The sequence below is a fragment of the Pedobacter kyungheensis genome (genome assembly GCF_000812965.1).
Lineage (GTDB): Bacteria > Bacteroidota > Bacteroidia > Sphingobacteriales > Sphingobacteriaceae > Pedobacter > Pedobacter kyungheensis.
The window spans coordinates 1-20243 of record NZ_JSYN01000015.1; the positions used below are offsets into that span (position 1 = coordinate 1).

A 20243-nucleotide genomic window follows, 5' to 3' on the forward strand; every position below is an offset into this window, starting at 1 on the left:
GGTGGCGGAATGGAGAAATCTATTTAGACAGATTTCTCGACTACGTTGCACTCCGCTCGAAATGACGCCCCAGGAAGGACCAGTCATTTATATTGGTTTTTATACAATAAATTACCCTCAGGATCACATCCTAATGGGTTATTACAAATTACCTCTCAACTCTTGTTCTCGTTCTAAAGACTCGAAAAGGGCTTTAAAGTTACCTGCGCCAAAGCTTTGTGCGCCTTTACGCTGAATAATTTCAAAGAAAAGCGTTGGGCGGTCTTCTACAGGTTTGGTAAAAATCTGTAACAAATAACCTTCTTCATCACAGTCTACCAAAATACCAAGACTTTCTAAAAGGGCAATTTCTTCATCAATTTTACCTACACGGGCCGGCATCATATCGTAATAAGCTTCTGGCGGAGCGCTTAAAAACTCAACACCACGTGCTTTAAGTTCCTTAACGGTTTTAACGATATCTTTGGTGGCAACGGCAATATGCTGAACGCCTTCGCCTTCATAATATTCAAGATATTCTTCAATCTGCGATTTCTTTTTGCCTTCGGCAGGCTCGTTAATCGGAAATTTTGAATAGCCGTTACCGTTACTCATTACCTTACTCATTAACGCAGAATATTCGGTATTGATTTGTTTATCATCAAAGGACAGGATATTTACAAAACCCATTACATCTTCATACCATTGCACAGCTTCGTTCATCCGGTTCCAGCCCACATTACCCACGCAATGATCGATGTATAAAAGACCAGCATCGGCAGGTTGATAATCGCTTTCCCACACCCGGTAACCCGGCATAAATGTTCCGGTATAATTTTTACGCTCAATAAACATGTGTACGGTTTCGCCATAAGTATAAATACCGCTCATTTTTACCTCACCATATTCATCGGTTAAGGTTTTAGGCTCCATATAAGGCTTTGCACCACGTTTGGTGGTTTCATGGAAAGCGCTGTAGGCATCATCAACCCAAAGGGCAAGTACTTTTACACCATCGCCATGTTTTTTTACATGCTCAGATATAGGGTGGTCTGATTTTAATGCGGTGGTTAAAATCAACCTGATTTTGCCCTGTTGCAATACATACGAAGCCCTGTCGCGCACACCAGTTTCGGGGCCGGCATAAGCCAGGCTTTGAAAACCAAATGCTGTTTTGTAGTAATGTGCAGCTTGTTTGGCATTACCCACATAAAATTCGATGTAATCTGTTCCATTTATAGGCAGAAAATCCTGTGCCTTGGCTATCTTTTCTGCAAATGTTTGTGTTTCCATTATTTTTTGTTGTTGTAAACGTTGTAATGTTTTAAGGTTAAATGTTATGTAACCGTTAATTATTATATCTGATTCGACTCAAGACTCCAAACTCCCAACTCAGTTACCCTTCTTGCCAGCTCTTGTGGTAATTTTCATCTTCAATTGCCAGGGCATCTTCGGTAATCATTAAGGGCTGAAAAGGATCGATCATTACGGCCAGCTCATCGGTTTTTTCTTTTCCGATCGATTTTTCTACCGTACCCGGGTGTGGGCCGTGAGGTATTCCTCCAGGGTGCAGGGTAATTTGTCCTTTTACCACACTTTTGCGGCTCATAAAATCGCCATCCACATAGTACAGTACTTCATCGCTATCTACATTGCTGTGGTTGTAAGGTGCTGGGATTGAATCAGGATGGTAATCGTATTTGCGTGGAACAAAAGAGCAGACTACAAAATTATGTCCTTCAAAGGTCTGGTGAACAGGTGGCGGCTGGTGCAGGCGACCGGTAATGGGTTCAAAATCGTGTATAGAGAAGGCGTAAGGGTAATGGTAGCCATCCCAACCTACGTAATCGAATGGGTGAGTACCGTAGGTGTAGGGATAAATCAATCCCTGTTTCTTAATTAGTACTTTGTAGTCGCCATATTCATCATGCGTTTGCAGGTTTTCGGGTAAGCGTAAATCGCGTTCGCAATAGGGGGCATGTTCCATTAACTGGCCATACTGGTTTAAGTATCTTTTTGGTGATCTTAAGGGACTAAAACTTTCTACAATAAAGAGGCGGTTTTGCTCAGTATCAAATTCCATCTGGTAAATGGTTCCACGGGGAATAATGAGATAATCGCCGTAACCAAACTTGATTTCGCCAAAGCCGGTTTTCAGCTTACCGGTACCCTCATGGATAAAGATCATTTCATCGGCCTGACTGTTTTTATAAAAATAATCAGTCATCGATTTTTTAGGCGCCGCCAGAACAATATGTAAATCGTTATTGACCAAAACCGGCTTTCTGCTTTTTAGAAAATCATCTTCGGGTTTAATGTTGAAACCAATTAAGCTGGTGTGTTTAAGGTGCTTTGCACGGGCAATTTTTGGCTCAACACTATAAGGTTCGCCCAGGTGTTTTACAATGGTTGGCGGGTGGCAGTGATAAACCAGTGAATATACACTCGAAAAACCTTCGGTTGATACCAATTCTTCGGCATAGAGATTCCCGTCAGGTTTGCGAAAAACCGTGTGTCGTTTAGCTGGAATCTGCCCCAATTTATGATAAACAGGCATAATATATGATGTTATGGTTAGAAAAAAATCCTAAGAAATAAACAATTCAAACGGCAATGCGTTTCAATTAAAAAAAAGAAAAGGAGGATAAATTACAGAGAATACTGAGCCATGATCAGCTTGGATAGCATCTTATAGCGACGGGCCGCAATTGCGTCGTTTACTAAAGTAATATGTAATGCTTTTAAGATCATGGTTTTAATGCAGCCAAGGTAAGTATTTTATTTAAAATTTAAAATTTTAATTACCTTTAATTACTCAACAAATCTCCCGCACATGAAATTTATTTTTACGATCCTATGCTGCCTGGCCTTTGCTTTTGGCAGTTTTGCACAACAACAGCATCCAACACCAAAAGCAAAATATAAAATTAAAATAGTTGATCGTAAAGGAAAGGTAACCCGCGGATTGTTTTATGCGGCCTATGATGATGGGTTAACGTTAATTAAAAACCGCAGAGATACTGTAAAATTAAGTGCCGATAGCATTTCTGCATTGTATATTCACCGCAGGGGTATTGTAGCTCCTTTGGCTATTGCGGGTGGTTTAACCTTTTTTGTACTGGGTGCAACAAGCGATAAGCTTGCCGAATCGTTTCTGCTCATTGCTGCAGGAGTGCCCGCCGGAGTGGCCGGAGGTTTACTTATTGGCGAACTTTTTGCCAACAAAAAATATTATAAACAGCTGGAAGCAAAAGATTTTCCGCTAATCAAACCGAACCTTCAAAAATATACCGCGTTAAAATAATAGCGCTTAAATTTTATTTTGAGCAGCCGAATTGCTTAGCTTTGCCGGGTATTTAACCAAATGATATATGAAATTAGTATCCTATAAAACCGAAGACAGAGAGCATCTTGGCGTGTTTGTAAACGGACATATTTATAATCTGAACAGCTGCGATAAGCTGTTACCGGATAATATGAACGAGTTTTTGCAAGGTGGCGAAGTGTTAATGGAAAGGGCTAAAAGGGTAGACGACCAGATAAAGGAAGGTAGTTTACAGGCCAAGGAAGAAATTTTTTATGAACTTTTAGCACCTGTTCCACACCCTGCCAGTTGCCGTGACGGATATGCTTTCAGACAGCATGTGGCTGCTGCCCGCAGAAACAGGAAGGTTGATATGATTCCGCAATTTGATGAGTACCCGATTTTCTATTTTACCAATCATAATGCCATCCAGGGAACAGGCGAAATTGAGTGTATGCCCGATCATTTTGATAAACTCGATTTTGAATTGGAAATTGCCGTGGTTATTGGTAAAAAAGGTAGAAATATAACTGCAGCTGAGGCAGATAGTTACATTGCCGGTTATATGGTAATGAACGATATGAGTGCCCGCACTTTGCAAATGGAAGAAATGCTCCTGAACCTGGGCCCGGCCAAAGGAAAAGATTTTTCGACAGTTATTGGCCCATGGCTGGTAACACCAGATGAATTGTTGCCTTATAAAGTACCTGCAAAAGATGGCCATGTTGGTAATGCTTACGATTTAAAAATGACCTGTAGGGTAAATGGTATCGAAGTTTCGAGAGGAAATGCCGCCGATATGGACTGGACCTTTGCCGAAATTATTGAGCGTTGTGCCTATGGGGTAGATATTCTTCCAGGAGATGTAATTGGTTCTGGTACAGTAGGCACAGGCTGTTTCTTAGAATTAAACGGCACAGGTTTGCTTAACGATCCGAACTACAAAGTACAATGGTTGCAACCAGGTGATGTAGTAGAAATGGAAATTACGGGGTTGGGTGCACTTACCAATAACATTACGAAAGCTGATACTGATTTTTCGATACTTGCGTTGAAAAAATAGTTGAAACGTTTCTTAATAAATAGTTGAAAAGTTTTAACGTTGGAATGTTTTAATGTTGCAAAGTGCATAATTAGCATTGCAACATTTTAAAGTTGGAAAGTTTTAATGTTGCAAATTGCATAGCTGGAATCGAAATGTTTTAAAGCGGAAGCTGTAGACTTTAAGCTAAATTTATATATTTAATTAAAAATTATATAAATGGCAAAGGTTGAGCGGTTTGAAGATTTAGAAATATGGCAATTGGCTAAGCAGGTTGGTGTCGAGGCTTACCGGATTTCGGATACAGAACCGATGAGATCAGACTTTGGTTTAAAAGATCAGTTTCGCAGAGCTGCAATGTCAATGTCGGATAATGTTGCAGAAGGCTTTGAATATAACAACAACGCTGACTTTATTCGGTTTCTTGTATATGCAAAAGGATCGTCGGGGGAGTTTAGAAATAAACTGATTATTCTGGAGGAGGCGGGGAAACTCAGCACTACAGATTATAAGTTACTTCACGAAAAATGCATCGAATTTTCGGCTAAAACTAAACGTTTCATCGATTATTTAAAGGATTTTGAACAGAAAAAGAAAGCACTTAAGAAGAGAAATAACTCCATTTAAGTGCTTTTAGCTTTTCGCCAGGTGCACCCAAAACATTCCAACTTTCCAACATTATATAAACAATTTTTTTACTTGTGCTAACTTTAAATACCTCCGATTTAACCCCCGTACAACTGCAAAACTATCTGCAGTACGCCATTGCGCCACGACCGATTTGCTTTGCATCTACGATCGATGCCGAAGGGAATATTAATTTAAGTCCTTTCAGTTTCTTTAATATGTTTAGCACTAATCCGCCGATTTGTGTTTTTTCACCTTCAAGACGTGTGCGTGATAATACCACTAAGCATACTTTAGAAAATGTGCTCGAGGTTAAAGAATGTGTAATCAACATTGTTAACTACGATATGGTGCAGCAAATGAGTTTGGCCAGTACCGAATATGCAAAAGGCGTAAATGAGTTTGAAAAGGCAGGTTTTACCATGTTGAAATCTGATTTGGTGCGGCCTCCGCGTGTAGCCGAGGCACCGGTTCAGTTAGAGTGTGTGGTAAATGAAGTAATTGCATTGGGTGATGGTCATGGTGCCGGAAACCTCATTCTGGTGGAGATTAAACGCATACACATTAACGAAGCCATTTTAGATGCTGAAGGGAAAATAGACCAGCAGAAAATTGATTTAGTAGCCCGTTTGGGCGGCGACTGGTATTGCAGGGTAACTGCCGATAATTTGTTTAAAGTAGCAAAGCCTTTGGCTAAGCTGGGAATTGGTGTAGATAGTTTACCTCATGCGGTGCGTTACTCAAAAGTATTAACAGGTAATGATTTAGGCATGTTGGGTAATGTAGAGGTTTTACCCAGCGATGAAGCGGTTGATTTGATTAGCAACCATGCAGAAGTTAAAGAAGTGCTGGATGCGACAATTGGCGATGCCACAAACCGCGAACGTGAACTGCACGAGCTGGCCAAAAAGTTTTTAAATAATGGTGAGGTAGAATTTGCTTTAAAAATTGTTTTGCTTTAAATTTAATTTAAGACTTTAAGCTATGCATACAATTGTTCAGGTAGACCAGTACATTATTAAATCGGCCGAATTTGCGATTCCAATTCTGGATCATTTACGCAACCTGGTGCACAAGGCCGATGCCCGCATCGAAGAAAAAATAAAATGGGGTATGCCCAGTTTCGATTATAAGGGTATTGTATGCCAGATGGCGGCCTTTAAGCACCATTGTGTTTTCGGTTTTTGGAAAGCTTCTATCATGGAGGATGAATATGGCATTTTTAAAGATAAAGGAGATGCTATGGGCGGTTTGGGGAGGATTACCTCTTTTGATGATTTGCCAGCAGATGAAATCCTGATTGCGTATATTCAGCAAGCGATTAAGCTCAATGAGGATAATGTTAAATTACCAGCAAAGCCAAAGCCAACTGAGAAAAAAGAACTGGTTGTACCTGAATATTTTATCGATGCCTTAAGTGAAGACCCAAGAGCGCTTGCCGTTTTTCAGAATTTTAGTCCATCGAACAAAAAAGATTATGTATTGTGGCTGGAAGAAGCCAAAACTGAAGCCACCCGCTTAAAAAGGTTAGCAACTGCTGTTGAATGGATAGGAGAGGGTAAGAGCAGGATGTGGAAATACCAAAAGTAGCTCTTGAAAGCGGGATTTAACGTTGGAATGATTGAAGGTTGGAATGATTTAATGTTTTAAGTCGGCAATTTATTCAATCATTTAAAGTATACTCACCACTTTCATAAAACGGTTTTTATAGTGCCCGTTAAAATCGGTTATGGTTACGCCGTGTGCCTTACCTGAAGAAGCGTGGATAAATTTAATCCCATTCTCATCAATCGAATAAATAATGCCTACATGGCCAATTCTTCTAATGCGCGAGTTACTGCCGGTAAATATCAATACATCGCCAACTTTGGCATTTTCGAGTGTAGTTTCTGTACCGGTATAGCTAAACTCTCTCGATGAGCGGGGTACCTTAAAGCCAAAATTGCTGAATACATAACTCACAAAGCCCGAACAATCGAAACCAACTTTTGGATTGCTGGTGGCATACCGGTAAGGAATACCGAGCATACTTTTGGCAAAATCGATCAAACTCTCGGTTTGTTTCTCAGGATCCTTATTAGTTGATTTATTTTCTTTTGGGAGGCTGGCAACCAGCTTTTTAACCAGCTCCTGGTATTGGGCCGGTATTACTGTTTGGGCTTTTCCTGCGGTAGCAGACAAGATGAAAAACAAAATCGGGACTATTATTTTCTTCATAGGCTGGTGCCAAAGATATAAAAAATATCTAAAGGCCATTAAAATGTTGAAAATGAGTGGAAATAAAAAAGTCTGGATAATTTTACCCAGACTTCAATTCATATATTTGGTTCGCTTAAATACCAGGGAACATGGTCTGTGCGCGATCGCCAATTAATGGGATGGCTTTTTTCTCACCTTGTGCAGCACCGATTAAGCCAATAATCCACAGTACAAAAAGCCCGATTTGTATGATACGGAGAATATAATAACCTGTTTCGAAGCCTGTGGTAAACAGTAAAGGGATCAGGAATAAACTTAAGCCCCAGCTCAATACGGTTGATACCAAATGGAACAACAGTGTTTGCTTTAAATGATACCTGCTTAATTCGGTCTGGTTATCTTTATACATGGCAAAATAGGCGATTAACCAGCCAATAAACCAGAAATAGCTTACAATTGCCGCATTTTTTCCGCTGTCGGCTGTGCTGAAAGGGGTATTTGTTTCCATAGATTTTTAGTTTTTAATGTAAATTACTAAAAAAATAATAACTTATGGAGTAGTTACTGCTACCGGTAAAATTTTTCCATTAAAGAATTTATGTCCTGTTTTAGCAAAATCGCATACATATTTGCCCATTTCGAAAGCCATAACCGGACTTTGATAGCCTGGAAAAGCAGTTTCGAGCATTTCGGTTTGCGCAGAACCCAGGGCCAGGCAATTAATTTTGATACCTGTTTCGGCAAGTTCGAAAGCTAAGCATTCGGTAAGGGTATGTAATGCAGCTTTACTGGCCGAGTAAGCCGAAAGGCCAGGGAATTTAACGCTGCCCTGAAAACCACCCATACTGCCAATATTTACAATGTGGCTTCCGCTTTGCATTAAGGGGAGTACATTCTGGATCATCCTGAAATGAGAAATTACGTTGCTTTGCAGCATTTCGCCCAGGTCAACCTCGGTAGTTTCTAAAAAGGGTTTATTAACCAAAGCACCTGCGTTGTTAATGAGTATATCTATGTTGCCTAAACGCTCTTTTAAAAAAGGAACCAATGCTGCGTAATCATCGTTTACAATGTCAAACTCAACAGGTAAAAGTGTACAATCAGGGTTAATGCCTCTGGCAATTTCTAAAAGTTTACGCAGTTTATCTGCCGAACGGGCAATGGCAACAATCTTATTTTCTTTCTGTAAGCTAAATTCTAAAGCAGCTTCGAAACCGATACCGCTACTTGCACCTGTAATTATAATGTTCATTAAAGTTGTTTAAAATTGTTGTAAAGTTAAAAGATAAAATTGTCCTCGTTTGTAACGAGGATTACTGAGAACGGCGATTTTATCGCTGAATATGAAATGCCACACTATAAAATTGAAATATAGGCGCATTAAACATAATTCAAGTTTAATAAAAAAATCTTGTTTTAGAATAATATACACCACATTAAAAATGTGATTCTCTGTTCATCCCCGTTACAAACGGGGACGATATATCAATCTTCAATAATCAACTGGCTTACGGGGTTTTTAATTACATGTAATCCGTCGTTAATTAATTTCGTATGATCGGATTCTTTACTGGCTTTTATTTCTAAATAAACCTGTATTTCCTTTGCTAACTGCTGATGGTTTTTTCTGTGATAAACTATTTCGAGTACCTCCAAAGCACAAAGCCAGTCGTGCCTGTGGTTGAGTTTTAAATCCTCAAAAATACGGGCAAGCTGGTCATCATTTTCACCGCTTTCACGTATCTGGCGCACGGTTTGGTAAAGTTCATGCAGTTTCAGGGTTTTAGCATCATAGGTAAGCTGATGGGTTTTCTCTTCGCTCATGAGCGTAATGGCTTCAAAAGCATCTTTATCGGCAGCACCGTTAAAAACCGAAATAATTTTAGCACCCACTGCCATATCGTAAGTACCCCACTCCGGCCTGAATAAAATGTTGCCATTACTTTCGGTTACCGTACAGTTGTTAAAGGCAATTAAAATAACTTTGTCGTTTTCTTTTAAAATCGCTTTAACAAGGCCAACAACTTTAATTCCGCTATCGAACAGGAGTTCGGTTTGGTCGCCAACAATAATTCCTGCGTTTTCAAGGTCGGCAGGAGTAAAATCTTCTAAAAGCTGACTGGCATTTTTAAGCTTACCTACCGGCGATGAAAAACCATCTGCATGGTAATCTTTGCCATGCTCTTGAAGCTGCTTACCATTAAAAGCCAAAGCAGATGGGCCTGTTGTTTTAATGAAAGTAACTTCATCGGTGGCGCTAATGCCCATGTCGGTAAAAATACCACTCACTTGTAAGCCCGAACTGTAAACAGCTGTAGCAACATTTTTGCAGGCAATGGCTTTCATTACACTTTCTGTTCCACCCCGCCTGAACGCCATGGTATCGGCAAATTGTTCTAAAACATCAATCAGGTTTTGAAAGGTTTCGGTAACAAAAAGCTGTGGCTGTGGTTTGGTAATATCGTACTGGTAATTTACCGTATCGATATTGTACCAGAGCTTTTCTACATCTTTGTGCATGCAACTGGCACTTTCGCCAATAGAGGAAAGCAAACCTGCACCATAAATTTTAGGGTTTTCTAAGGTGCCAATGAGGCCATATTCTACCGTCCACCAGTGTAAACGGCCCAAAAGTGCCATTTCTGAAGGCTCGCCTATGTTCTCGCTGATGTAACGCAGATTTTTTTCGGCCTGGGCAATTTCTGCAGCATCTGCATCTACTGCTTCTTTTAAAATAGAAAGCTTCCTGATGGCTTCATAAAGTTCGAAATCTTTTGCCGAGAACATGGCTTTAGCGCCAATTGAACCGAAGTAACTGAGGTAATTGTTGTAATCGGTATCGGCAATAATTGGAGCATGTCCGGCGCTTTCATGTATAATATCAGGGGCAGGAGTATATTCAATGTGGTTAATCTGACGGATATCGGCCGCAATAACGAGTACGCGGTAAGCCTGGTATTCCATAAAAGCGGCAGGCGGAATAAAGCCATCAACGGTAACGGCACCCCAGCCAATTTTACCGAGATTATCATTCATGGTTTGCAAATCGGGAATATGCTCGATACTTAAACCTGCCCTTTGTAAGCCTTTTATGTAAGGATAGTAAGCTACATTTTTAAGGTAACTGTAGTTCTGACGCATTACATAACGCCACACAGCCTGATCTATAGGGGTATATTTTTGGTAGTTCTGGGCTACAATAAATTGCTTTAAATGGTTGGGCAATTTAGCAACCTGCGCATTATTAAAATCGTTAAAATGGCTCATTGGGTCAAGAAGAATAAGTTGGTCGGTAACAAAGTTAGGTTGTTGTTTTTACCTAAGCAAGAATGCTGCCGATAAATTAACAGGTTAAGGTAATAAAGGAAAAACCAATTTTTGAGCGGCTTGCCCTAAAACGAAAATAGCAGCAGGTTAGCGGCAAAATAAACCCGACTTAGTGAAAAGCCCGTAAACCGAAGCATGAGGTGCGGACTTGTAACGGGGGCGGGAGCATACTAACCGAAAGGCTACCAATTTGCTTTCCGGATAAAAAATCAGTGCTTTTTCTTTTCTTTTTTGCCTCCTATTTTTTTTACGCTAAAGGTAAAATAATGTTGATACATGTAACTGAAAAGGGCTATGCCGACCTGTACCACTAGTCTTGAAATGGTAGGGTAAATGCCTAAGATTTCTACAAAAAACTTGAGCAAAACATAGTTTAATAACATGTTTATAAACTGCAGGTTTAAGAAACGAAACAGCTGAACCCTTGATTTAACCTCGCTGTGGGTAAAAATTAGATATTTATTTAGGATAAAACTGTATGGAATAACTACAATGAACTCTACAGCCAGCGATATGGTATTCCGTTTTAAAGTAAAGAAGGATACTTTCACTTCTTCGGTGAGAAAAATGTAATTGTAAGCCACCCAAAACATCACCAGGCCTAAAACAAAGGTACTCCCACCTGTAGCGAGATATCTGAAATTGTGTAGCGAAACAAACCTTTTAAAGGGGGGGTAGAAAAAGTCGATAAATGCTAAAATTGCTTTGCGCATTGAATTTTTGTAATGTTTGGGCAAAGGTAGTTTTTTTAATAAAAAACTCTTCAGAAATTTTGCGGTACAGTTTTTAACTTAATTGGTGCTATTTGCGGTATAGAATGGCTGGGCAACAAAATCGATTACGGTACAATAATTAAACGAGGGGTGGGGTTGTATGCTCACGCCAACAGTATTGAGTTTGTACTTTTGATCCAATATATTAAAACGATGCCCCAATGATGGCACGCCACAATCTAACAGCAGGTGACAAACAATATCTAAACTTTTGCTGTAGCCGAAATCAATGTTCTCGCTCATAGCCTTATTGGGGAAATATCTGGAAAGGCGTTTGGAAAATTTGTCACCATTGCTGCTTTCGTGCGTATCGAGGTTGTTGCGGTTTAAATCTACAGCATGGCCGCGGCTTAAAGCGGTTAATCTTTCATCGGGGTAAAACATAGGCAGGTTTTTGATGCCTTGCAGATGTTTGTATAACGAGGTATAATAAGTATTATTTCGGGTAATTTTTAGCTGGTTGTAATTGCGGTACTGCCTTACATTGTCGTTGTATTTATTGATGTAATCTTCTAAAAAGGTATTGTAAAACCTTGGGCCATCCAGGCGGATGAGGTTCATGAGCAGGATTACGTTTTTCTCTTCGTTAGTGAGGTAACTGGCATTTACAGCAGTATTGGCCTTTCTGATTTCGGCATCAGACCACTCTTGTGCCGAAATTTTGGTGTAGCATAAAACTGATAATAACAGTGCGAAAAAAAGGCGATGCATCCGGGTATGTTTGTCTGTGTAAGTGGATAACGCCGATTGAAACCTTTTATTTTTCGTAAAGAAAAATTTAAAACAAATTTAACCGCAAAGTGAATCTCTACCCAATGTTTTGCTTCGGGTACATTTCACTTTGCGGTTAAAAATAGCAGTAATTATAAAAACATACCACCTGATGCTTCAATGCGTTGGGCATTGATCCAGCGCGCATCTTCGGTACATAAAAAGGCTATGATGCCACCAATATCATCGGGTAAACCTACACGGCCTAACGCAGTGTTGGCGGCAATGCCAGCGTTTAGTTGCTCGTTATCGCGTACTACGCCACCCCCAAAATCGGTTTCGATAGCGCCTGGAGCTACAATGTTGGATCTGATTCCTCTGGCACCCAATTCTTTAGCCTGATATTTGGTTAAAGTTTCCATTGCACCTTTCATCGAGGCATAAGCAGCATAACCCGGAGTTGAGAAACGTGCCAACCCGCTTGATATGTTAATGATAGCCCCGCCATCGTTTAACACCGGAAGTGTTTTTTGGGTTAAAAAAAATGGACCTTTAAACTGGATATCTACTAAGGTATCAAACTGGTCTTCGGTGGTTTCGGCAAATGAAGCGTGGATGCCAATACCTGCATTATTGATTAAAAAATCGAACTTATCGGTATTAAAGGTGTTTTTTAGGATTGCTTTTACTTCGGCCACAAAACTATCGAAGCTTTTGGCATCGGCTACATTAAGTTGTAGTGCTGCGGCCTGTACGCCAAGTTGCTTAATTTCGGATACTGTATTTTCTGCTTCTTCTTTTTTGGATTGGTAGGTAAGGATAACATCGATCCCTTTGGCTGCGATTTTTAAGGCCGCATTTTTTCCCAGTCCGCGGCTACCACCGGTTACCAGGGCAATTTTATTTTGTTTTTCCATTTTCTTTTAATTTGTTAAACAAAATTAGATCGAAAATGGCTGAAAAAATGGTGACTGCTTAAGTTAAAATGGTGACAGTTTAAGTTTTATATGGTGACAATTTCCTTATTGGCCAGCGAAGCGAAGTAAGTTTCGCGATATTGTTTGGGTGTTTGGCCAGAAAAGTGTTTGAAAAACTTGGTGAAATTAGAGGGATCGTAGGTTAAAATTCGTGCAATTTCGGCAATTGGCATGCTGATATTTTGTAACATCGATTTTGAAATATCCATTAAGCGTTCTTCAAAGAAATAACAGGGCGAATGACCGGTAGCCGATTTAATGGTATTGCTCAAGTGTGTAGGGTGCACATGAATCAATTCGGCAAAATCCCTAACCTCAAACATTTCTGTAGCACGACCAGATACCACATCATCCAGATGTTTGTCCAGTTCCCTTAAAAAATCGGCTGCAATTTCGTGTTGGCGGGCAAAAAATTTTTGTGGAATTTTCATGTCGTAGCTTTTGATGTTAAACAAATATAATATTGCAACAAACAAAATGGAAATTTGAGTGAGGCCTAAAGCTTTTATGACTTCGCTATTATTTTATTTTTTTACCTGTACCCAGCCACATGAGGCTATTTATTATCAATTGGTTTTGATTTGCGTTTGCAAAGGAGTAAGAGAGTGTTTTGTTGGTGTTATCGTACTTGTGTTCGTAATCCATATCGTTATGGCCCATGTTTACGTAAACCATTTTGTAGTTTTTGTTGCCCCATACTACCGGATAATAGCCGTTGTGCCAAATCTCATGTGCTTTGGGGCCTGTACCCAACGGAAAGCTGGTAGAATCTATAGCCAGGAGGATTTGAATGTCGGGGTTTTTACGCAGATCGTTTTGCCAACGGTACCATTCGTTAGGTTGGGATTTAAAGGTTTGCGGCAGGTTTTTGGTAACCGGATGTTTGTTGTTTTCAACACGCAGTATTGCTGAAGTTGGTCGCCAGGTGTTGCTGCCGTAGCCACCTGAGCCTAAAAAAGTATTGTGGTACCAATCCCAATTCTGATCGAAAGCCGATTTGGCTAATGCAAAAGCCGAAAAATGAAAGCCCATCCAGCCGCCGCCATTTTCCATGTATTTTTGGAAGGCTTCGCGCTGTTCAACTTTTTCAGGGCGGGTATCGAGAAACAAAACGACCTGGTATTTAGCCAGAAAAGCTGCATTCAAGTTATCCCAATTTGCGGTTGAATCGTAACTGAAATGGTATTTACTGGCCATTTCGGGGAACCATTTGTTGGCCTCGTGTACAAAGCTGATATGCGCCAGATCGCTCTTGGCGGTATAAAATGCAATTACCCTGAACTTGGGCTTATGCTGTGCATTTACGGTAGCAGCGAAAAGCACGATTAAAAGAAAGGTAAGTACTGATTTTTTAAGACGATACATTTGGTTAGATTTAGCGATGTAAATTAAATAATGTAACCTTAATTAAATGAACAGAAACTGCCCATAAAACCAAAAAGTGGCTTGATTAGGTATTCAAACGATTGATGTTTTTTGATTTTGCAGGTTAATTTTCTGAACCTGTGAGAAAATGAAAGCCGCTGATCTTTATCAACGGCTTAGCAGTTTTGCAATTATAATTTACTAAAAGGTAAATCAAAAGTGCCCTCAGTAACATCTACTGATGTGTTGATCGTACCATTCTCGTTAGGTGCTTTAAATGCAAATGTTCCTTTTAATTTGTTACCAGCTTCACTTGTAACCACTAGAGTGCCACTTGCAGCAGAAAATGAGCCGGTAGGACTTTGATCTTTCATGTATACGCCAGTTCCATCGTTTGCTAAATCGTAGGTACCTACGCCTTTATATCCGATAACAGAAAGTATCAGGCGCTTATCACCATTGATGGTTGTAATCGTGAGTAGTTTACCAAGAGGAGAATTAATAGAAGATGCCTCGCCGGTGAAGCCAATCTTGGTACCATCTATTTTGGCGCTTAAATTATTCGTACTGTTATTGGTTTCAGGTAGTTTTACCGGTACCAGGCTCACGCTAAATTGCCCCTCGGTAATGGTTTTGCTGGCTAAAGCAGCAATGTTTTCTCCTTTAAACTCAAAAGTGCCTTTAATGTATTTATCTGCTAAATAACTGGTTACTTTTATGGTTCCTGCCGAAGTGCCATAGTAGGCATCTTGCAAACTTGCAGCTCCTTCCATGTAAGTTGCAATATTATGATCAGCCACTTTGTAGGTACCAACGCCTTTAAAATTATCGATCGTTAAACCAAAGCCTTTTACACCTTTGTTGCCAATAATTTGAACAGTTGTTTTGTTATCTAATGTGTAAAATTGAGTACTGGCAAGCGTGCATTCCAATAAATTGCCATCAATTTTACCACTCATGGTTGATAGGCTCCATTCAGGATGATAATCGATTTCTTTTTTACAAGATGAGGTAATGAAAAGGCAAAATACTGCCAGTAATGCGAATTTGAAAGTTGCTTTCACGAGGGTTAATTTGAAAGGTTAATTAATTAAGGGGCAAAGATATAGAATTTCGTCAGCTATAGAGAAAACACATGCAGTTTTTGTACAAACCTTTCACGCTGGTACCAGTCGTTGTAAACCAATTCAATTTGCTTTACCCCAAAGGTACCAAAATCAAAATCACGGTACTTTTCCATTAAGCTAACCAATGCAGCAGGATTTTGCAGCGGGTTGTTAAATCGCACAATAGTGGAATGTGCCGTTTGGATGGCATATCGCTTATCGATGCTTTGCTGTAAAGGTGACTTTTTAAATACTTTTCTCAAATCATCGCGAATCTCGTTCAGTGTTTCTGTTAAAAAGCCTTGCACTAAAATACACGATGGTGAGGCCGTAAGCCCTTTAAACTGAATTTTGAAACCCTGATGCCGCGTTAAAACTTCCTGAATAAGACTGACATAATCCTGCACATGAATATCCTTTAAATCGAAACCAGTGTAGCAGGAAATGATAGACATGACTGTGATGTGGATATCACTGTTCTGGTAAAAATACTGATCGGGCTCAGTGGCTTTAACCTCAGTCAAAAATTGCTGGATTTGGATGTTGGTAGCCAGATCAGGTCTGATTACCAGGGTGATGCCAAAACGCTTGTCGGTTTCGTCATTTATTAAAGGGTCTGTTTCGTAATCGCCTAAAGCAATTTTTGTAATAGAATCGGTGTAAAGTTTATTGTAGTGTTCGGCTAAATTCATTTTATTTTATACAAAAAAGTCGCAGGTTTTAGCCTGCGACTCAGTATTCATTTAACTAAGGTGCCCTTAGATGTCTCAGGTGGTAAAATTAAGCCAGCAAAGTTTTCCAGCTGGTTGCTTTACCAATAATATCGCCTAAATCGGCAATGGCAATACGCTCTTGCTCCATGCTATCCCTGTGGCGGATGGTTACCGTGTTGTCTTCTAAACTCTGGTGGTCTACCGTGATGCAGAAAGGTGTACCTACTGCATCCTGACGGCGGTAGCGTTTACCAATGGCATCTTTCTCTTCATAAATACAGTTGAAATCGAATTTCAGCGTATCCATAATTTCGCGTGCTTTTTCTGGCAGGCCATCTTTTTTCGTTAACGGGAAAATAGCCACTTTATAAGGTGCCAAAGCAGGGTGTAAGCGCAGCAAAGTACGGCTATCCTGTTTATCTTCGGTACTTAAATCCTGTTCTTCAAAAGCATTAATCATGGTTAAGAGGAACATACGGTCTAAACCAATTGAAGTTTCGATTACATAAGGAACGTAATTGCCATAAGGTTTACCTTCTTCATTTAAGTCGTTATCGAAATATTGCATTTTCTTGCCTGAATATTCCTGGTGTTGCGTTAAATCGAAATCGGTACGGCTATGGATGCCTTCAACCTCTTTAAAGCCGAATGGGAATTCGAATTCGATATCGGTTGCAGCGTTGGCATAATGCGCCAGTTTAACGTGGTCGTGGTAACGGTATTTCTCCGGCGAAGTACCTAAAGCCCTGTGCCATTTTAAACGCGCTTCTTTCCAGTACTCGAACCATTTTTTATCTTCACCCGGGCGAACGAAAAATTGCATTTCCATTTGCTCGAACTCGCGCATACGCATAATAAACTGGCGGGCAATTACCTCGTTTCTGAAAGCTTTACCAATTTGGGCAATACCGAAAGGGATTTTCATCCTGCCCGATTTTTGTACGTTCAAAAAGTTTACAAAAATACCCTGTGCCGTTTCCGGACGCAGATATACTTCGTCACTACCTTCAGCCATGGCACCAAACTGCGTGCTGAACATCAGGTTAAACTGGCGTACATCTGTCCAGTTTGATGTTTTAGAAATCGGGCAGATTACTTTATAATTTATAATTAAATCTTTTAGCTGTGCCAGGTTTTCAGATTTCAGCGCCAGGTTCATTTCTACCTCCAGGGCTAAACCTTTTTTAACAAATTTCCAGCTTGCTTCTTCAACAAAAGGATATTTGGCATGATCTAAAATTGTTTCCTCATCTTTAAAACCCGGAACCCATGCAGCCTGGCCTTCATCGCTTAAACCCAGTATTTCTTGTTGAAATTCCTCAAATTTAGCTTTGTTTGTTTCGCTGAAATTGGCCAGTTCCGAATACAATTCATCAATTTTATTTTCCAGTAACTGATCGGCACGGTAACGTTTTTTCGAATCCTTGTTGTCAATCATCGGGTCATTAAAACCATCTACGTGCCCGCTGGCTTTCCATACTTTAGGGTGCATAAAAATTGCAGAATCGATACCTACAATATTTTCGTGCATTTGCACCATGGCTTTCCACCAGTAAGTTTTAATGTTGTTTTTTAACTCGGCACCCAATTGGCCATAGTCATAAACGGCACTTAAACCGTCGTATATTTCGCTGCTCTGAAATACGAAACCGTATTCTTTAGCGTGTGAGATTACATTTTTAAATTGTTCGTCGTTATTCTTTTGAGCCATAATGGAGGCAAATATAATAAAAAGGTGGAGGGTTTAAAGGTATAAGGCTTAAGGTTTTTGGATAAGGTGGAGGGTTTAAGGTGTAAGGCATAAGGCATAAGGTTTTTGATCAATGGTGAAGGAAGGATTGATTTTTTGCTTCCAACTCAGGTGAACTTAGGTGCCTAAGGTGGTAGATTAAAAAGATGGAGGGTTTAAGGTGTAAGGTATAAGGTTTTTGAATAATGGTGAAGAAAAGAGCGATTTTTAGCTTCCAACTCAGGTGAACTTAGGTGTCTAAGGTGGTAAATTAAAAGGGCGGAGGGTTTAAGGTATAAGGTTTAAGGTTTTTGATCAGAGGTGAAGGAAGGAGTGATTTTTTGCTTCCAACTCAGGTGAACTTAGGTATCTAAGGTGGTAAATTAAAAGGGCGGGGGGGGGTAAAGGTATAAGGCTTAAGTTTTTTGATCAGCGGTGAAGGAAGGATTGATTTTTTGCCTCCAACTCAGGTGAACTTAGTTGCCTAAGGTGGTAAATTAAAAAGGCTTGGGTTTAATTAACGCATAAAAAAACCGGTACTGCTAAATAATTTTAACAGCACCGGTTAATTGAGAGACTTATTTTTTCGGGCTTAAATGCTGATATCCCTTTCCTCTTCAACACTTAACACGCCATCAATTTTCTTAATATCTGCAATTTTATGATTACCCGGAACAATGAGGATTACACCAATTGAACTCAGGATTTCTACCTCTTGTATGCCTGTTTGCTTCAGTTTGCTTACAACGGCATCCAAGGCACCATCCTGCACAGATATTAACCATTTTGTTTTCATCTTATTATTTTTTCTATTGGACCAATTGGATCGATAGGGAATTTTGGATTAACCAAAATCGGAAGTTTATCAATCGGGAATTTAATCAATCTGTTTTTGGTAGGTGCCTGTACCAAGCCGGCACCTACATCCCTGCCAGGTAAAGGTAGTGCTTTTGCAGTTGAAGTTAATTTCCGCCATAAGTTAATTCCCCTAAGGCCCGATGCCTGTGCCCAAAGCGCAGCAATACCTGCAACATGTGGGGTAGCCATACTCGTACCGTTCCAGCTGGCATATTTGGTTGGCAGCTTGGTTGACGAGTAAACATTAACACCTGGGGCAGCAATATCTACCGCGCCGTATGTTGGGTAAAGACCTCCGTTAGAGAAATTAGCTATATTCATGTTCACATCTACCGCACCAACAGCCATAATAGAAGGACAGTTTGCAGGGTGCATTACCTGTTTTACAACACCTGGACGGGCTGAATCATTTCCGGCTGCGGCAATAATTAAGGTACCCTGGGCCAATGCACGTGCTGCAGCAGTTTCGAACACGGCCGAATAGCCTGCACCGGTTACATAACCTCTTAACGACATGCTTACTACATCGCAACGGTTGGCAATAGCCCAGTTAATACCGGCAAGAATGCCTCCGTCGCCACCAGAACCGCCATTGCTTAACACTTTGCCAATATAAATGCTTGCTGCATAAGCAATACCATATCTTTCAGATGCTGCGGGAGAGCTTAACGGACCACAGGCAGTACCAGTACAGTGCATACCGTGGCCATGGCCATCTTGTGTGCTTTCGTCACTAATAAAACTCTGGTGAACGATGGGACGGCCAGCAAAATCAGGGTGGCTAAAATCGAAACCCGTATCCAGTATGGCCACTTTAATGCCGGCACCGTTGTAAGGGTTGTATCTTAAAAAGGTGGTAGGTACCACATTAGTGGCTTTTAAACCCCAGGTAGCGCCAACCGATTCTACTTCCGATTGTTGTTCCTGGTATTGGTAATCTTCAGTTTCAGTTCCCACCAGTGCATTTGTTAACTGGTTTACAGCATCTCTGTAGCCTTCTACGTAATTTTGGGTACTTTCTTCCAGCATACCGATGGCATAAACAACTCTTTCCTTTTCAACAATCATTTCGTTGTCGCCGAAACTGCTGATCGAATTTTCGGCTTTGGGTTTTTCGTTTACAATGGCGATGCCCAGTTTATCTAGAACAATACCATCTGTTTTAGCCAGATCTTTATCTGTAAAAAATTCGTTTTCAAACTCTAAAGAGCTTTTTAAACTCAGACCACTAATGCTGTTAATCTGGTTAATCGAATCTGAGGTGTTAGATCCTTCTGGTAGCAGTACAAGGTATCTTCCGGTGTACTCTACTTTTTCTTCTTTTTTCAAGGTTTTTGACATGGTTTAAGGTTTTAAAATTTTGCCTACTCTGTTCAGGATTTTCGGCTTCTTCCACTTTGTGTTTTGGTTTGAAACACTAAGCCAAAGTTGGAACAGTTGTGGCAGAAAAATCTTAGCTAAACCACTATAAACCAATAGTAAAAGCAACAAAATAAAACGCCGTAAAAACAACGGTAAAATATGGGGAAAACC

At 40.2% G+C, this 20243-nt stretch carries 21 protein-coding genes; 5 read left to right on the forward strand and 16 right to left on the reverse strand.

The genetic code is table 11. The features are described from left to right. Window positions 1-141: 141 nt before the first annotated feature. Window positions 142-1272: a 4-hydroxyphenylpyruvate dioxygenase gene (gene hppD, locus OC25_RS12665; protein ID WP_039476607.1), complete on the reverse strand. Its 1131-nt coding sequence runs from the start codon at window positions 1270-1272 to the stop codon at window positions 142-144. Between the two features lie 103 nt (window positions 1273-1375). Next, window positions 1376-2536 (reverse strand): homogentisate 1,2-dioxygenase, encoded by a 1161-nt coding sequence (locus OC25_RS12670; protein ID WP_039476609.1) that lies wholly within the window; start codon window positions 2534-2536, stop codon window positions 1376-1378. Between the two features lie 276 nt (window positions 2537-2812). Here OC25_RS12670 and OC25_RS12675 point away from each other — a divergent pair, with 276 nt between their 5' ends. The 5 genes from OC25_RS12675 to OC25_RS12695 all read left to right on the forward strand — a co-directional run bounded on the left by OC25_RS12675 (window position 2813) and on the right by OC25_RS12695 (window position 6542). Beyond that, window positions 2813-3283, forward strand: a complete 471-nt coding sequence (locus OC25_RS12675) for a hypothetical protein (RefSeq protein ID WP_039476611.1) — start codon at window positions 2813-2815, stop codon at window positions 3281-3283. Between the two features lie 67 nt (window positions 3284-3350). Continuing rightward, window positions 3351-4346: a fumarylacetoacetate hydrolase family protein gene (locus tag OC25_RS12680; protein ID WP_039476613.1), complete on the forward strand. Its 996-nt coding sequence runs from the start codon at window positions 3351-3353 to the stop codon at window positions 4344-4346. Between the two features lie 198 nt (window positions 4347-4544). Next, a complete protein-coding gene (locus OC25_RS12685; protein WP_039476614.1) occupies window positions 4545-4952 on the forward strand; it encodes a four helix bundle protein in 408 nt (135 codons plus the stop codon). Between the two features lie 74 nt (window positions 4953-5026). Further along, complete coding sequence (locus OC25_RS12690; RefSeq protein WP_039476617.1) at window positions 5027-5914, forward strand: flavin reductase family protein; 888 nt, start codon at window positions 5027-5029, stop codon at window positions 5912-5914. Between the two features lie 22 nt (window positions 5915-5936). Further along, window positions 5937-6542, forward strand: a complete 606-nt coding sequence (locus tag OC25_RS12695) for a YdeI/OmpD-associated family protein (RefSeq protein WP_039476618.1) — start codon at window positions 5937-5939, stop codon at window positions 6540-6542. Window positions 6543-6623: 81 nt separating this feature from the next. Here the strand turns inward: OC25_RS12695 and OC25_RS12700 are convergent, their stop codons facing one another. From OC25_RS12700 to OC25_RS12765, 14 genes are all read right to left on the reverse strand, one after another. Beyond that, complete coding sequence (locus tag OC25_RS12700; RefSeq protein WP_039476620.1) at window positions 6624-7169, reverse strand: C40 family peptidase; 546 nt, start codon at window positions 7167-7169, stop codon at window positions 6624-6626. Window positions 7170-7284: 115 nt separating this feature from the next. Beyond that, window positions 7285-7659 (reverse strand): DUF4870 domain-containing protein, encoded by a 375-nt coding sequence (locus tag OC25_RS12705; RefSeq protein ID WP_052266188.1) that lies wholly within the window; start codon window positions 7657-7659, stop codon window positions 7285-7287. Between the two features lie 42 nt (window positions 7660-7701). After that, on the reverse strand, window positions 7702-8403 hold the full coding sequence (locus tag OC25_RS12710) for an SDR family oxidoreductase (protein ID WP_039476622.1): 702 nt from the start codon (window positions 8401-8403) through the stop codon (window positions 7702-7704). 233 nt (window positions 8404-8636) lie between these two features. Then, on the reverse strand, window positions 8637-10418 hold the full coding sequence (locus tag OC25_RS12715) for an aromatic amino acid hydroxylase (protein ID WP_039476624.1): 1782 nt from the start codon (window positions 10416-10418) through the stop codon (window positions 8637-8639). Between the two features lie 269 nt (window positions 10419-10687). After that, complete coding sequence (locus OC25_RS12720; protein ID WP_039476626.1) at window positions 10688-11191, reverse strand: GtrA family protein; 504 nt, start codon at window positions 11189-11191, stop codon at window positions 10688-10690. A 78-nt stretch (window positions 11192-11269) separates the two neighbouring features. Next, entirely contained in the window at window positions 11270-11962 is a 693-nt protein-coding gene (locus OC25_RS12725; protein ID WP_039476628.1) for a CAP domain-containing protein, read from the reverse strand. A 152-nt stretch (window positions 11963-12114) separates the two neighbouring features. Next, window positions 12115-12879 (reverse strand): SDR family NAD(P)-dependent oxidoreductase, encoded by a 765-nt coding sequence (locus tag OC25_RS12730; RefSeq protein WP_039476631.1) that lies wholly within the window; start codon window positions 12877-12879, stop codon window positions 12115-12117. 86 nt (window positions 12880-12965) lie between these two features. Beyond that, window positions 12966-13370: a helix-turn-helix domain-containing protein gene (locus OC25_RS12735; protein ID WP_039476632.1), complete on the reverse strand. Its 405-nt coding sequence runs from the start codon at window positions 13368-13370 to the stop codon at window positions 12966-12968. Window positions 13371-13458: 88 nt separating this feature from the next. Then, entirely contained in the window at window positions 13459-14304 is an 846-nt protein-coding gene (locus tag OC25_RS12740) for a ThuA domain-containing protein (protein ID WP_039476634.1), read from the reverse strand. Between the two features lie 191 nt (window positions 14305-14495). Further along, a complete protein-coding gene (locus tag OC25_RS12745) occupies window positions 14496-15368 on the reverse strand; it encodes a DUF6252 domain-containing protein (RefSeq protein ID WP_039476636.1) in 873 nt (290 codons plus the stop codon). A 56-nt stretch (window positions 15369-15424) separates the two neighbouring features. After that, the gene (locus OC25_RS12750; protein ID WP_039476637.1) at window positions 15425-16102 is read right to left on the reverse strand and encodes a 2'-5' RNA ligase family protein; all 678 of its coding nucleotides are present in this window, start codon (window positions 16100-16102) and stop codon (window positions 15425-15427) included. 88 nt (window positions 16103-16190) lie between these two features. Next, complete coding sequence (locus tag OC25_RS12755; protein WP_039476638.1) at window positions 16191-17834, reverse strand: glycine--tRNA ligase; 1644 nt, start codon at window positions 17832-17834, stop codon at window positions 16191-16193. Between the two features lie 610 nt (window positions 17835-18444). Continuing rightward, window positions 18445-18648 carry a hypothetical protein gene (locus OC25_RS12760; RefSeq protein ID WP_039476640.1) on the reverse strand — a complete coding sequence of 68 codons (204 nt, stop codon included), beginning with the start codon at window positions 18646-18648 and terminating at the stop codon, window positions 18445-18447. Further along, window positions 18645-20051, reverse strand: coding sequence for a S8 family peptidase (locus OC25_RS12765; protein ID WP_082018594.1), 1407 nt, complete (start codon window positions 20049-20051; stop codon window positions 18645-18647). The genes OC25_RS12760 and OC25_RS12765 overlap by 4 nt, the downstream gene beginning before the upstream one ends. Window positions 20052-20243: the final 192 nt, after the last annotated feature.

Excerpts from the sequence above, each read along its gene's own strand:
- OC25_RS12680 (WP_039476613.1), top strand. The coding sequence starts at position 3,351 with ATGAAATTAGTATCCTATAAAACCGAAGACAGAGAGCATCTTGGCGTG.
- OC25_RS12765 (WP_082018594.1), bottom strand. The coding sequence starts at position 20,051 with ATGTCAAAAACCTTGAAAAAAGAAGAAAAAGTAGAGTACACCGGAAGA.
- OC25_RS12685 (WP_039476614.1), top strand. The coding sequence starts at position 4,545 with ATGGCAAAGGTTGAGCGGTTTGAAGATTTAGAAATATGGCAATTGGCT.
- OC25_RS12730 (WP_039476631.1), bottom strand. The coding sequence starts at position 12,879 with ATGGAAAAACAAAATAAAATTGCCCTGGTAACCGGTGGTAGCCGCGGA.
- OC25_RS12755 (WP_039476638.1), bottom strand. The coding sequence starts at position 17,834 with ATGGCTCAAAAGAATAACGACGAACAATTTAAAAATGTAATCTCACAC.
- OC25_RS12720 (WP_039476626.1), bottom strand. The coding sequence starts at position 11,191 with ATGCGCAAAGCAATTTTAGCATTTATCGACTTTTTCTACCCCCCCTTT.
- OC25_RS12675 (WP_039476611.1), top strand. The coding sequence starts at position 2,813 with ATGAAATTTATTTTTACGATCCTATGCTGCCTGGCCTTTGCTTTTGGC.
- OC25_RS12710 (WP_039476622.1), bottom strand. The coding sequence starts at position 8,403 with ATGAACATTATAATTACAGGTGCAAGTAGCGGTATCGGTTTCGAAGCT.
- OC25_RS12700 (WP_039476620.1), bottom strand. The coding sequence starts at position 7,169 with ATGAAGAAAATAATAGTCCCGATTTTGTTTTTCATCTTGTCTGCTACC.
- OC25_RS12670 (WP_039476609.1), bottom strand. The coding sequence starts at position 2,536 with ATGCCTGTTTATCATAAATTGGGGCAGATTCCAGCTAAACGACACACG.
- OC25_RS12740 (WP_039476634.1), bottom strand. The coding sequence starts at position 14,304 with ATGTATCGTCTTAAAAAATCAGTACTTACCTTTCTTTTAATCGTGCTT.
- OC25_RS12735 (WP_039476632.1), bottom strand. The coding sequence starts at position 13,370 with ATGAAAATTCCACAAAAATTTTTTGCCCGCCAACACGAAATTGCAGCC.
- OC25_RS12715 (WP_039476624.1), bottom strand. The coding sequence starts at position 10,418 with ATGAGCCATTTTAACGATTTTAATAATGCGCAGGTTGCTAAATTGCCC.
- OC25_RS12750 (WP_039476637.1), bottom strand. The coding sequence starts at position 16,102 with ATGAATTTAGCCGAACACTACAATAAACTTTACACCGATTCTATTACA.
- OC25_RS12725 (WP_039476628.1), bottom strand. The coding sequence starts at position 11,962 with ATGCATCGCCTTTTTTTCGCACTGTTATTATCAGTTTTATGCTACACC.
- OC25_RS12695 (WP_039476618.1), top strand. The coding sequence starts at position 5,937 with ATGCATACAATTGTTCAGGTAGACCAGTACATTATTAAATCGGCCGAA.
- OC25_RS12705 (WP_052266188.1), bottom strand. The coding sequence starts at position 7,659 with ATGGAAACAAATACCCCTTTCAGCACAGCCGACAGCGGAAAAAATGCG.
- hppD (WP_039476607.1), bottom strand. The coding sequence starts at position 1,272 with ATGGAAACACAAACATTTGCAGAAAAGATAGCCAAGGCACAGGATTTT.
- OC25_RS12760 (WP_039476640.1), bottom strand. The coding sequence starts at position 18,648 with ATGAAAACAAAATGGTTAATATCTGTGCAGGATGGTGCCTTGGATGCC.